We start from the raw sequence: 13,381 nt of genomic DNA on the forward strand, positions 1-13,381 counted from the left end.
CGAGGCCCGGGATGCTGGTGCACCCCGGGCCTCGCGTCATGCGCTCAGTGTGTCAGCGCGCGCACGCGGCGCGCGCCATGGTCATCGGGCGGGCGCGCCGTGCTCCTCGAGCAGGCGGTCGGTCTCGTCCTGGACGTGCAGGGCGACGTCGGCGAACGCGGCGGCGTGACGACGTGCGTGGTGGGAGCAGAACAGCAGCTCGCCGGACGGCAGCACCACACGCACGTAGGCCTGCGCGCCACAGCGGTCGCAGCGGTCTGCTGCGGTCAACGGGGTCGTGGTCGTGGAGGTCACGCGTCCATAGAACCATCCGCACGACGCGGGGGCCTCCTCCCAGGGCCCGGGTTCGCTCACCGCGTAGTCCCCGGGCCCCCGTGCGGCACGCCTCCTCGGGCCCGGGCGCGCCAGCGTCTAGGCTCGTGCGCGTGACCAGCACGTTGTCGGAGTCCAGCTACACCGCTCGCCACCTGTCCGTCCTCGAGGGCCTCGAGGCGGTCCGCAAGCGACCCGGGATGTACATCGGGACCACCGACTCGCGCGGCCTGATGCACTGCCTATGGGAGATCATCGACAACTCCGTCGACGAGGCGCTGGGCGGGCACTGCGACCGCATCGACGTCGTGCTGCACGCCGACTCGTCCGTCGAGGTCCGCGACAACGGGCGGGGCATCCCGGTCGACGTCGAGCCGAAGACGGGCCTCACGGGCGTCGAGGTCGTGTTCACCAAGCTCCACGCCGGCGGCAAGTTCGGCGGCGGGTCGTACGCGGCGTCGGGCGGCCTGCACGGTGTGGGTGCGAGCGTCGTCAACGCGCTCTCGTCACGGCTCGACGTCGAGGTCGACCGCGGGTCGAAGACGTACCGCATGACGTTCCACCGGGGTGAGCCGGGGCGGTTCGAGGACAGCGGCACGCGCGGCCCCGAGGCGCCGTTCACGCCGTTCGTCGACGCCTCCGAGCTCGACGTCGTCGGCAAGGTCGCCCGCGGCCGCACCGGCACCCGGGTGCGCTACTGGGCGGACCGGCAGGTGTTCCCGTCGACCGCCGTCTTCTCCTACGACGAGCTCGTCTCCCGCGTGCGCCAGACGACGTTCCTCGTCCCCGGCCTCACCGTCACCGTGCGCGACGAGCGCCGCATGCCGGGGACCCCCGGTGCCGACGGGCCCCACGAGGAGACGTTCGTCCACCACGGCGGGACGGTGGACTTCGTCGAGTTCCTCGCGCCCGACGCCGCGGTCACCGACACGTGGCGGCTCGCGGGCACGGGCAGCTTCACCGAGACCGTGCCCGTCCTCGACGGCCGCGGGCACCTCACGTCGCAGGAGGTCACCCGCGAGTGCGAGGTGGACGTCGCGCTGCGCTGGGGCACGGGCTACGAGACCGAGGTGCGGAGCTTCGTCAACATCATCTCGACGCCGAAGGGAGGCACGCACCTCGCGGGCCTCGAGCAGGCGCTCATGAAGACGATCCGCAAGCAGGTCGAGCTCAACGCGCGCCGCCTCAAGGTGTCGACCAAGGACACGACCGAGCGGATCGAGAAGGACGACATCATGGCCGGCCTCACGGCCGTGCTGACGGTGCGCCTCGCCGAGCCGCAGTTCGAGGGGCAGACCAAGGAGGTGCTCGGCACCGGCCCGGTGCGGGGCATCGTCGCCAAGGTCGTCGAGAGCGAGCTGACGGCCCTGCTCACGTCCCCCAAGCGTGACCACAAGACCCAGGCGACCCTCGTCCTGGACAAGATCGTCTCCGAGATGCGCGCCCGCCTGTCCGCGCGCAAGCAGAAGGAGATCTCGCGTCGCAAGAACGCGCTCGAGACCTCGGCCCTGCCGACGAAGCTCGCCGACTGCCGCACCGACGACGTGGACCGCAGCGAGCTGCTCATCGTCGAGGGCGACAGCGCGCTCGGCACGGCCAAGCTCGCACGGAACTCGGACTTCCAGGCGTTGCTGCCCATCCGCGGCAAGATCCTCAACGTCCAGAAGGCCTCGATCTCGGACATGCTCAAGAACGCCGAGTGCGCCGCCATCATCCAGGTCATCGGTGCCGGCTCCGGCCGCAGCTTCGACCTCGAGGCTGCGCGCTACGGGAAGATCGTGATGATGACCGACGCCGACGTCGACGGCGCGCACATCCGCACCCTGCTGCTCACGCTCTTCTTCCGGTACATGCGACCGCTCGTCGACGCGGGGCGGGTCTACGCCGCCGTGCCGCCGCTGCACCGCGTCGAGGTCATCGGCAACGGGAGCAAGAAGAACGAGTACGTCTACACATACTCGGAGGCCGAGCTCGCCGCGACCCTGCGCCGCCTCGAGAAGAGCGGCCGGCGGTACAAGGAGGACATCCAGCGGTACAAGGGCCTCGGTGAGATGGACGCCGACCAGCTCGCCGAGACGACCATGGACCCGCGCCACCGCACCCTGCGCCGCGTCACCGCGCAGGACGCCGCCGCGGCCGACGCCGTGTTCGAGCTCCTCATGGGCTCCGAGGTGGCACCGCGTCGCGACTTCATCGTCGCGGGCGCCTCCCAGCTGGACCGTGCGCGCATCGATGCCTGACCGTCAGTGCTGCCCGGCCACCCGGTGGACCTCACCCCGGTGGACGGTACCTACCCGCACCGCCGCATCACCTAGGTTGGTCCCGTGAGCACGATGGAGCCGATCGCCGAGCGCGCCGACGCACCCGGGGTCCTCGACCTTCCGCCGGCGCACCTCGAGCTCGCGTGGCGCGCCCTCCAGATCGCCGACGCGCCGGCGATCTTCGGCCTCATCCAGGCCATCGAGGCGGCCGACAACCCGCCCCAGCGCGAGTCCTACGAGGAGGTCGTCGAGCTCTTCGAGGGCAGCTGGAAGGACCTCGAACGGGACAGCCTCGGCGGGTTCGACGTCCACGGGACCCTGCGCGCGTACGCCGTCGTCGAGGTCCGCCCCGGGGACACGCGGACCGTGCGCGCCTTCCTGCGCGGAGCGGTGCACCCCGACTGGCGCGGCCGTGGCCTCGGCCGCGCCGTCCTGACGTGGATGGAGGGGCGCGGACGCCAGAAGCTCGCGGAGTCCGGCAAGGACCTCCCGGCAAGGCTCGCGACCTTCGTGGAGGAGCGCGCGCGCGACCAGCGCCGGCTCTACGCAGCCGCGGGCTTCAGCCCCATCCGCTGGTACACGCAGATGCGGCGCGACCTGAGCAGGCCGCTGCCCGAGGTCGACGCGCCCCAGGGCGTGCGGGTCGTGCCCTGGTCGGTCGAGCTCGACGAGCAGGTGCGCCTCGCGCACAACGAGACCTTCGCCGACCACTGGGGCTCCGAGCCGCAGACCCCCGAGACGTGGAAGCAGCACGGCAGCCACTTCGTGCCCCGGTGGAGCTTCGTCGCGCTCGACAGCTCCGAGGGCCAGGACGAGGTGGCGGGCTACCTCCTGTCCGGCCGGTACGAGCAGGACTGGCCGGTGCTCGGCTACACGTGCGGGTACACGGACCTGCTGGGCGTGCGCCAGGCGTGGCGGGGCAAGAGCGTCGCCGTCGCGCTGCTCGCGAGCGCCATGTCCGCCTACCGCGCGGACGGCATGGAGTACGCGTGCCTCAGCGTCGACACCGCGAACCCGACGGGCGCGTACGGCCTCTACGAGAAGCTCGGCTACGAGGCCACGCACGGCGAGGTCCTCTACAGCGTCGAGATCTAGGCACGACGGGCCGACCCCGGCGGCGGGCCCGGCCGGGGCTGCGCCCACCGGCGCCAGGTCGGGGCGTCAGCCCACCGCGTGCAGCGGCGCCGGCAACGTGGTGCCCGAGCCGTCCCGACGAGGGTCGAGCGCGGGCAGCTCGACGGCCTGCCCCGCCGATCCCGTGGCACGGGCCGGTGCGGGCCCCACCCACGCGAGGATCAGCGTGTCCTCGCCCCGCAGGAACCGCTGCGCCCGGACGCCGCCCGTGGCGCGTCCCTTGGCGGGGTACAGCTCGAACGCGGTCACCTTGGCGGCGCCCGCCTGCGTCCCCGGCAGCGCGGCCGAGGTCCCCGCGACGGTGACGACGACGGCACCCGGGTTCTCGGGGTCGCCCACGGCCGAGGCAGGGACGGCCCCGAAGAAGACGACGCGCTCGCCGGCGGCGAGCTTGATCCCCGCCATGCCGCCGGCGGCCCGGCCCTGCGGACGCACGTTGCCCGCCACGAACCGCAGGAGCTGAGCGTCCGAGGTCACGAAGACGAGGTCGTCGTCGTCGGTCACCGCGGCCGCGCCGACCACCTCGTCGCCGTCCTTGAGCCCGATGACGTCCCACGTGTCGCGGCTCGGCGCCGCCTCGGACGCCACGCGCTTGACCACGCCAGCGGCCGTGCCGAGGGCCAGGGTCGGGGCGTCGGCGCCCAGCGCCGTCAGCGCGAGGACGCGCTCGCCGGGCCCGAGGTCGAGGACCTCGCTCACGGGAACGCCGCCGGACAGGGACGGAGGGCCGTCGGTGGGAGGCATCCCGGGCAGGTCGAGCACGGGCAGGCGCAGCACGCGGCCCTTCGACGTGACGGCGCCCACGTCGCCGCGCGTCGTCGTCGCGACGCTCGAGACCACCACGTCGTGCGACGAGCGGCGGCCCTCGCGTGCCGGCTCGGCCTCGTCCGCGGTGCGGGCGAGGAGGCCCGTCCCGGACAGCAGGGCCCAGCACGGTGCGTCGACGATCTCCAGCGGGGTCGCCGAGCGTGCGGCGGCGGGTGCGCCGACGACGCCCGCCCCGCCCGCGTGCTCGAGCAGGATCGTGCGGCGGGGCGTGCCGAAGGTCCGGGCGACGTCGGCCATCTCGTCGCTCACGACGGTCCGCAGCAGGGCGTCGTCGGCGAGCACCGCCTCGAGCTCCGCGATCTCCTCGCGCAGCGTCGTCGCCTCCTTCTCGAGCTCGATCCGCGAGAACTTGGTGAGCCTGCGCAGGCGGAGCTCGAGGATGTACTCGGACTGCACCTCCGAGAGGTCGAAGACGCTCATGAGCCGCTCGCGTGCGACCTCGGCCGTGTCGGACGCGCGGATCACCTGGATGACCTCGTCGATGTCCAGGATCGCGACGAGCAGGCCCTCGACCAGGTGGAGACGCTCGCGCCTGCGGCGCAGGCGGTGGTGGGAGCGGCGCCGCACCACGGTGATCCGGTGGCTGACCCACACCTCGAGCATGTCCCGCAGGCCCAGCGTGCGGGGCTGCCCGTCGACGAGCGCGACGTTGTTGATGCCGAAGGAGTCCTCCATCGGCGTGTAGCGGTAGAGCTGCTCGAGGACGCCCTCCGGGTTGAACCCCGTCTTGATCTCGATGACCAGCCGCAGCCCGTTGCTGCGGTCCGTGAGGTCGGTGACGTTCGTGATCCCGGTGAGCTTCTTGGCCTGGACGCCCTCCTTGATCTTCTCGATCACCTTCTCGGGGCCCACGAGGTACGGCAGCTCCGTCACGACGATGCCCTTGCGCTTGGGCGTGACGTTCTCGATGCGCGTCGTCGCGCGCGTGCGGAAGCTGCCCCGGCCCGTCAGGTACGCGTCGCGCACCCCGTCGAGCCCCACGATCTTGCCGCCCGTGGGGAGGTCGGGGCCGGGCACGAACCGCATGAGGTCCTCGAGCGTCGCATGGGGGTTCGCGACGAGGTGCCGGGCCGCCGCGACGACCTCGACGAGGTTGTGGGGCGCCATGTTGGTCGCCATGCCGACCGCGATGCCCGACGCGCCGTTGACCAGGAGGTTCGGGATCGCCGACGGCAGCACCTCGGGCTGGGTCAGCTTGTTGTCGTAGTTCGGCACGAAGTCGACGACGTCCTCGTCGAGGCCCGTGACCATCGCCATCGCCGGCGCGGCCAGACGCGCCTCCGTGTAGCGGGGCGCGGCGGGTCCGTCGTCGAGCGAGCCGAAGTTGCCGTGCCCGTCGACGAGCGGCAGGCGCAGGGAGAAGGGCTGGGCCATCCGGACCAGGGCGTCGTAGATGGCCGAGTCACCGTGCGGGTGGAGCTTGCCCATGACCTCGCCGACGACGCGCGCCGACTTGACGTGCCCGCGGTCGGGTCGCAGCCCCATGTCGGACATCTGGAACAGGATGCGCCGCTGGACGGGCTTGAGGCCGTCGCGCGCGTCGGGCAGCGCCCGGGCGTAGATGACGGAGTAGGCGTACTCGAGGAACGAGCCCTCCATCTCGGCGGCGACGTCGATGTCGACGATCTTCTCCTCGACGGGACCAGCGTCCGCGTCGGCGGGTCCGGAGGGTCGGCGGGCCATCGGTGAAGGTGCTCCTCGGTGCTCACGTGTGCGTGCCGCCGGCGTGCTGACCGCCGCGGCCTGGGCGCCGCAGGGTCTGCGCCGCCGGCACCATTGTCGCTGCTCCGCGCACGTGCCGGCCCGCACGACGCGCGGGCGGCGGGGGACGGGGGCGCGGGCGCGCACGGCCCGCACGACGCGCGGGCGGCGGCGCCGCGGTCGAGGCGCGTGGCGGGCCGCGACGCCCCGCGTGCGGGCCGTCCCAACTAGCCTGGGCGGGTGGCAGCACACGACGACGACGGCGTCGCCCCCCGTTCCGGGTCCCAGGGCGCGCCGTACCCCATGCACTGGGAGGCCGACGTCGTGCTGCGGGACGGCGGGACGGCGCGCGTGCGCCCCATCCGGCCCGACGACGCCGAGGCGCTCCAGGCCTTCCACGTGCGGCAGTCGGAACGCTCGACGTACCTGCGGTTCTTCGCGCCCCTCGAGCGCCTGCCGGAGCGCGACCTCGTGCGGTTCACCCAGGTCGACCACCACGACCGGGTCGCGCTCGTCGCCGTGACCGAGGAGGACGGGCGCGACCGGATCATCGCTGTCGCACGGTTCGACCGGACGGGGCCGACGGAGGCCGAGGTCGCGTTCAACGTCGCCGACGACCACCACGGGCGGGGACTCGGGTCCGTCCTCCTCGAGCACCTCGCGGCCGCCGCGCGTGAACGGGCCATCGAGCGCTTCACCGCCGAGGTGCTGCCGCAGAACGGCGCGATGCTCGCGATCTTCCGCGAGGCGGGCTACGTCGTGCGCCAGCACCTGGAGGACGGCATCGTCTCGGTGTCGTTCGACATCGACCCCACGGAGCGGCTCCTGGCCGTCATGGCCGGCCGCGAGCAGCGTGCCGAGGCCCGCAGCGTCGAGGGCATGCTCACGCCCCGGTCGGTGCTCGTCGTGGCCGCCGTCGGTCAGGGGGCGCACGGTGGGCAGGGTGAGTGGGGTGAGCACGGAGACCACCGAGAGCACCGAGGCCACGGAGACCACGGCGAGCAGCGGCAGCACGGCGAGCGTCGTGCTCACGGCGAGACGGACGGTCGCGTCGCTGCGGGGCCCGACGCCGAGGTGGAGGCGGTCGACATCGCCCTCGCGCGCGCCGTCCTGGCCAACCTTGCCGGTGCCGGTGCCGGTGCCGGTGCCGGTGCCGGCACCAGCGCGGCTGGGCGAGGGGCGACCGCCGAGGGCGCCGTGCCCGAGCACGTGCTCCCCGGGGACGCGGTCCCCGGGATCGTGCGCCCCGTGGTGCACGCGGCGGGTCCCGTCGGTCCCGTGCCGGGCGTCCAGGTCTGGGCGGACGTGGCGGACGTGCCCGGTCCTGTCGACCTCCTCGTGCTCGCCGTGCCCGCGGCGCAGGCCGCTGCCGCCGTGCGCAGGTGCGCGCACCTGAGGGCGCACGCCGTCGTCGTCCTCAGCAGCGGCTTCGCCGAGACGGGGCCCCAGGGCCTCGCGCACCAGCGCGACCTGCTGCGGGCCGCCCACGGAGCGGGCATGCGCGTCCTCGGACCGGCGTCGTACGGATTCTTCAGGCACGGGTCCGAGGCGGCGCCGACGGTCAACGCGTCCCTCGCGTCCGTCGTCCCGCAGCCGGGGCGCATCGCGCTGTTCTGCCAGTCCGCGCCCATGGCCGTCGGCCTGCTCGCGTCGGCCAGGCGGCGGGGCCTCGGGCTGTCGACCTTCGTCTCGTCGGGCAACCGTGCGGACGTCTCCGGCAACGACCTCATGCAGTTCTGGAGCGGCGACGAGCAGACCGACGTCGTGGGCCTCTACCTGGAGTCCATCGGCAACCCCCGCAAGTTCGCGCGTGTGGCCCGTCGGCTCGCGGCGACGACCCCGCTCGTGGTCCTGACGGCGGGCCGGTCCGGCCACGTGATCCCCGCGGGCCACGCCGTGCGGCTGACGCGCGTGCCGCGCCGCGCCCTCGAGGAGATGCTGCGCCAGTGCGGCGCCATCCGGGTGGAGAGCCAGCACCAGCTGCTCGACGTCACGCAGCTCCTCGCGCACCAGCCGCTGCCCACCGGCCGCCGGGTGACGGTCCTGGCCGGGTCCGAGCCGCTCGCCGCGATCGTCGCCGAGGCGTCGGCCTCCGCCGGGCTGACGGTCGGTGACCAGCAGACCCTGGTCACCGCCACGGCCACGCCCGAGGGGCGCGCCGCGCTCGAGGCCCAGCTCGCGCAGGTGTACGCCGACCCCGCGTGCGACGCCGTCGTCGTCGTGCACGTGCCGACGCTCGCCGAGCCCGACGAGAACGTCGCGAGGGTGCTCGCCGCCGCGGCCGCGCGCAGCGGGCGGACGACCGTCGCGTGCATCCTCGGCCTGAGCGGGGCGGCCGAGGAGCTCACCGCCCCGGACGCGGACGGCCGGGCCCGGACGGTCCCCGCGTACGCGACGCCCGAGGACGGTGTGCTCGCCCTCGCGGCCGCCGTGCGCTACTCCGCGTGGCGTGCGGCCGACCACGGTCAGCTCCTCGCGCCCGACGGGATCGACCGGCACCGTGCACGCACCATCGTCGACGCGGCCCTGGCGGCGGGCCGTGACACGGGCGCTCCCGTGGCGCTCGCACCCGACCAGGCCGCGGCGCTCCTGGGCTGCTACGGCGTGGACGTGTGGCGCACGCTCCAGGTGCACGACGCCGAGGAGGCCGTCCGTGCGGCCGAGGAGCTCGGCTGGCCCGTCGCGCTCAAGAGCACCGCGGCGCACCTGAGGCACCGGATCGACCTCGGTGGTGTCCGCCTGGACCTGACCGGGCCCGCCGCGGTGGTCGAGGCGTACCAGCAGATGCGTGCCCAGCTCGCGGGCCGCGGCGTCGACGACGGCGCCTTCGAGGTGCAGCGCATGGCCCCCGCAGGAGCGGCGTGCGTGATCCGGTCCAGCGAGGACCCGCGGTTCGGCCCCGTCGTGTCGTTCGGCCTCGCGGGCGACGCCGTCGACCTCCTCGGCGACGTGAGCCACGGCGTCGCGCCCCTGACCGACGTGGACGTCGCCGAGATGGTCCGGTCGGTGCGCGCCTCGCCGCGTCTCTTCGGCTACCGCGGCCTCGCGCCCCTCGACGTCGCCGCCGTCGAGGACGTCCTCGGCAGGGTGTCCGTGCTCGCGGACGACCTGCCCGAGGTGCACGGCCTCGAGCTCCACCCCGTCGTCGTCGGCGAGACGGGGGCTGCCGTGCTCGCGGCCCGTGTCGAGCTCGCGGAGGCCGGCCGGGCCGACGGCGTGCGCCGCGCGCTGCCGCAGTAGGACCGCGTAGCGCAGGGACGCCCCGATCGGTGGAAAGATGTCCCGGTGCCTGGAGCGACGACTGACCTTCACGAGAGCCTGCACCACGCGGGCTACTACCCCGAGCTCGTCGGCGACGTCCTCGACGTCGCCCTCGCCGGCGAGGAGGTCATCGGGCACCTCGTGCACCCGGAGACGACGTTCGACGCGTCGGAGGTGCGCAGGCACGTCACCGTGCTCGTCCTGACGCCGACGCGACTCGTGATGGCGCACGTCGACGACCACCCGGCCGACTCCGAGCACCCGTCGGCGAGCGCGTCGGCCACGACCGAGTCCGTGCCCCTCGCGCACCTGCACTCCGTCGCGCTGACCCACGTGGTCCCCGTCCCGGAGCAGCACGTGCCCGGCGCGGTGCCCGCCGAGCTCACCCTCGCGCTCGGCTGGGGCGCCGTGCGTCGGATCGACCTCGAGCCCGCGGCCTGCGGCGACCCGGCGTGCGAGGCCGACCACGGGCTGACCGGCACGAGCTCGCCGGACGACGTCGTCGTCCGGGTGTCCGCGCAGGCCGAGGGGTCCGAGGCCGTCCGGGCCGCTGTCGCCTTCGCCCGGGTGCTCTCGGCCGCGAGCGCAGGGGCACGGTGAGCGTCACCACGGCCCTGCAGGACGCGTTCACCGCGGCGGGCTTCGTCGCACCCGACTACGGCGGCCAGTGCCTCGACGGCGTCCTCGTCGCCGCGGCCGACTCCCTCGCCGCCTCCCTCGGCGCCGACCTCGGCCCACGGGCCGCCGAGGCGCGCTCGGCGCGCGAGCGGCTGGCCGTCCCGGCGGCGACGCGCGTGTGCGTCGTGCTCGTCGACGGCCTGGGGTACCAGATGCTGTCCGAGCGCTCCGGTCACGCCCCGTTCCTGCGCGGGGCGCTGTCCGCCGGGCGTCGTCTGACCGTCGGCTACCCGTCCACGACGGCGGCCTCGATGGGCCTCTTCGGCACTGGTCGTCCGCCCGGGCGCACGGCCCTGGCCGGGTACACGGTGCGCAACCCCGAGCACGGTGGGCTCGCGAACCTCGTGTCCTGGGAGGGTGTGGGCCCGGCCGCGACGTGGCAGCGCGAGCAGACCGTGTTCACGCTGCTCTCGGACGCGGGCGTGCCCGTGACGTCGGTGGGTCCGGCCAAGTTCGCGGGCTCGGGCCTGACCCAGGCCGCGCTCGACGGCGGCCGCTACGTCAAGGCCGAGCGCCTCGCGGACAGGGTCGACGCCGCGACGTTCGAGCTGTCCGCCCCCGGCCTCGTCTACCTCTACTGGGGCGACGTCGACAAGACCGGCCACCAGTACGGGTGGCAGTCGCGGGAGTGGGCGGACGCCCTGACCGAGGCCGACCGGGAGCTCGCGCGCCTCGCGCGCGGCCTGCCCGCGGGCACCGTGCTGCTCGTCACCGCCGACCACGGCATGGTCGACGTCGACCACGCCCAGCTCGTCGACGTCGCCCGTGCGCCGGAGCTCGCCGCGGGTGTGTCACTGGTCGCCGGGGAGCCGCGGGCGACACACGTGCACGTGCGGGAGGGCGAGTCCGCGGCCGTCGCCGAGCGGTGGCGCCGCGTCCTCGGCGAGGCGGCGCTCGTCGCGACGCGGGACGAGGCGGTCGACGCCGGCTGGTTCGGGCCCGTCGCCGAGCACGTCATGCCGATCCTCGGCGACGTCGTCGTGGCCGCGACGGGGCGTGCCGGCGTCGTCGACTCGCGCACCCAGACGCCGCACTCCTTGCAGCTGCGGGGCATGCATGGTTCGTTCACGCCGGGGGAGATGTACGTCCCGCTCCTCGTCGTCGCCTAGGGAGACCTCATGGCCGAGCTGGTGTTCTTCAGCGGAACGATGGACTGCGGCAAGTCGACGCTCGCGCTGCAGCTCGACCACAACCACTCGGCGCGCGGCCGGGGTGGTGTGATCTTCACGCGCAACGACCGGGCGGGCACGGACGTCCTGTCCTCCCGGCTGGGCCTGCGCCACCCCGCCGTCGAGGTCACGGACACGACCGACTTCTGGGACGACGTCGTCGTGCGGCGCACGCACGGCGAGCGCGTCGACTACCTGGTGTGCGACGAGGCGCAGTTCTACACGACCCGCCAGGTCGAGCAGCTCGCCCAGCTCGTCGACGAGATGGGCGTCGACGTCTACGCGTTCGGCATCACGGCCGACTTCCGCACCCGCCTCTTCCCCGGGTCGGCGAGGCTCATCGAGCTCGCCGACCGTGTCGAGGTGCTCCAGGTGCAGAGCCTGTGCTGGTGCGGGGCCCGCGCGACGCACAACGCCCGCACGGTCGACGGCGTGATGGTCGTGGAGGGCGAGCAGGTGGTCGTCGGGGACACGGACGCGTCGGTCGACGTCGGCTACGAGGTGCTGTGCCGCCGCCACCACATGCGCCGCATGACCGTGGCTGTCGCGCGGGCCGTGGCGAGCACGCCCCAGACGCTCCCGTTCGAGCTCAGCGGCCCCCGCGCCCACCAGTAGACCCCGGCGACGCACGACGCCCGGCAGCCCCCAGACCGCTCGGGAGCACGCAGACCGCTCAGGGGACCGCGCCGGGCTACTCCGGGCGCGCGCCGAACACGATCTCGTCCCAGCTCGGGACGCTCGCACGACCCTTGCGGCCCCTGGCACGGTTCGCCAGCGGCGGCGGCACGTCCGGCTCGCCGCCGTGCTCACCGGCCTGCTCACCGGCCTGCTCGGCGACCTTCTCGGGCGCACCAGGTCCGTCGGACGGCCGCGCCCCGGACGCGTCGCGGCCGGGAAGCCCGCCATCGGCACCGGGGGAGTCGGGGGAGTCGTCGTGCTCCGAGGCGCCACGGGCCTGCGGACGGTCGGGGACGGCCTGAAGCCGCTCCCGGAACGGCGCCGGCATCTCGAGCACCTGCGCGTCGACCGCCTCGTCGGGCCGCGAGTGCGGCGGGTGCGCCGCGGGGACGTCGCCGGTGAACGGTCGCACGACGTCCGGGTGCTCGAAGTCGAAGGCGTGCTGCGGTCCGAACCCCTCGAACGCATCGGCGTCGTCGTCCTCGTCGAGGTCGACCTGCTGACGCACGCCGCGGCGCCCCTCGAGGTCGTCGAGCAGAGCATGTGTCGCCTCGTGCGGGTCCTCGACGTGCTCGGGCTCCGCGGGGACGTCGACGGACGCGAGCAGCGGACGCACCGCGTCGGCGGCCTCGACGTCGAAGACGCCGCCGCGCACCGCCGCGAGGTGCCGCCGCGGGATGGGCTCGTCGACGATCTCGGTCTCCGACAGCCAGCGGGCCTCGTCGTCGACGGCGCGCAGGGTCCGCGTCGAGGCCTCGTACGTCCAGCGCGCCGAGCGCGTGGCGTCGGCGACCTCGAAGGTGACCTCGACCGTCCACGGCGCGGAGCCGCTGCGGAACGCGTCCCACCGGATGCTCGCGGAGCCGACGCCGCGCGTCGCGAGGCGGTCCGTGACCAGGTCGCCGAGCACCGGTGCGCCCGCGTCGCGCCCGATGCGGCTCGCCTGCGCCTGCGCCGCCACGAACTCCCGCTCGGCCAGGACGGGGCCCTCGTACCGGCGCACCATCTCCACGGGGATGCCGGCGGACTCGGCCAGGTCCTCGGCCGTCGCCCCGGCACGGATCCGGGCCTGGATCTCCCGGGGCGGCACGACCCCCGTGAGCTCCGCGCGCACCTGCTCGAGCTGTGGTCGGTCCCGACGGACCGCAGCGCGCAGGGCGTCATCGATCGGCAGCCTGAAGCGCTGACCGTCGGCGGCCTCCAGGACGACGTGCTCGCCGTCGTCGTGCAGCCCGACCAGTCTCAGCTCGCTCATGGCACCTCCTCACGGCCTGAGGAGAGCGTGCCATCTGGCCGCGCCGGAGGCGGGGAGGTGGGCCGGTGTGCCGCCCGTCGGCCGGGTGGCCGGGGCCCGGTCCG

9 protein-coding genes are annotated in these 13,381 nt (G+C 74.2%); 6 read left to right on the forward strand and 3 right to left on the reverse strand.

Annotated features, from left to right (window positions below):
- Positions 1–81: 81 nt before the first annotated feature.
- The gene (locus FZ988_RS05280; RefSeq protein ID WP_149202940.1) at positions 82–294 is read right to left on the reverse strand and encodes a DUF7455 domain-containing protein; all 213 of its coding nucleotides are present in this window, start codon (positions 292–294) and stop codon (positions 82–84) included.
- A gap of 131 nt (positions 295–425) precedes the next feature.
- Between FZ988_RS05280 and FZ988_RS05285 the strand changes: the two genes are divergently transcribed.
- Complete coding sequence (locus FZ988_RS05285) at positions 426–2,552, forward strand: DNA gyrase/topoisomerase IV subunit B (RefSeq protein WP_149202941.1); 2,127 nt, start codon at positions 426–428, stop codon at positions 2,550–2,552.
- Positions 2,553–2,645: 93 nt separating this feature from the next.
- Complete coding sequence (locus FZ988_RS05290) at positions 2,646–3,668, forward strand: GNAT family N-acetyltransferase (protein ID WP_149203096.1); 1,023 nt, start codon at positions 2,646–2,648, stop codon at positions 3,666–3,668.
- Positions 3,669–3,734: 66 nt separating this feature from the next.
- On the opposite strand, the gene FZ988_RS05295 is transcribed toward FZ988_RS05290, so the two are convergent.
- Positions 3,735–6,218 (reverse strand): DNA gyrase/topoisomerase IV subunit A, encoded by a 2,484-nt coding sequence (locus FZ988_RS05295; RefSeq protein ID WP_149202942.1) that lies wholly within the window; start codon positions 6,216–6,218, stop codon positions 3,735–3,737.
- Between the two features lie 321 nt (positions 6,219–6,539).
- Between FZ988_RS05295 and FZ988_RS05300 the strand changes: the two genes are divergently transcribed.
- The 4 genes from FZ988_RS05300 to FZ988_RS05315 are packed head-to-tail and all read left to right on the forward strand — an operon-like array spanning position 6,540 to position 11,959.
- Positions 6,540–9,476, forward strand: a complete 2,937-nt coding sequence (locus FZ988_RS05300; protein ID WP_246169256.1) for a bifunctional acetate--CoA ligase family protein/GNAT family N-acetyltransferase — start codon at positions 6,540–6,542, stop codon at positions 9,474–9,476.
- 45 nt (positions 9,477–9,521) lie between these two features.
- Entirely contained in the window at positions 9,522–10,097 is a 576-nt protein-coding gene (locus FZ988_RS05305; protein ID WP_149202943.1) for a DUF5998 family protein, read from the forward strand.
- Positions 10,094–11,284 carry an alkaline phosphatase family protein gene (locus FZ988_RS05310; RefSeq protein ID WP_149202944.1) on the forward strand — a complete coding sequence of 397 codons (1,191 nt, stop codon included), beginning with the start codon at positions 10,094–10,096 and terminating at the stop codon, positions 11,282–11,284. Before FZ988_RS05305 ends, FZ988_RS05310 begins: the two co-directional genes overlap by 4 nt.
- 9 nt (positions 11,285–11,293) lie before the next feature.
- Positions 11,294–11,959, forward strand: a complete 666-nt coding sequence (locus tag FZ988_RS05315; protein ID WP_149202945.1) for a thymidine kinase — start codon at positions 11,294–11,296, stop codon at positions 11,957–11,959.
- A 76-nt stretch (positions 11,960–12,035) separates the two neighbouring features.
- On the opposite strand, the gene sepH is transcribed toward FZ988_RS05315, so the two are convergent.
- Positions 12,036–13,277 (reverse strand): septation protein SepH, encoded by a 1,242-nt coding sequence (gene sepH / locus FZ988_RS05320; protein ID WP_149202946.1) that lies wholly within the window; start codon positions 13,275–13,277, stop codon positions 12,036–12,038.
- Positions 13,278–13,381 lie beyond the last annotated feature (104 nt).

The sequence above is a fragment of the Actinotalea subterranea genome (genome assembly GCF_008364845.1).
Classification (GTDB): domain Bacteria; phylum Actinomycetota; class Actinomycetes; order Actinomycetales; family Cellulomonadaceae; genus Actinotalea; species Actinotalea subterranea.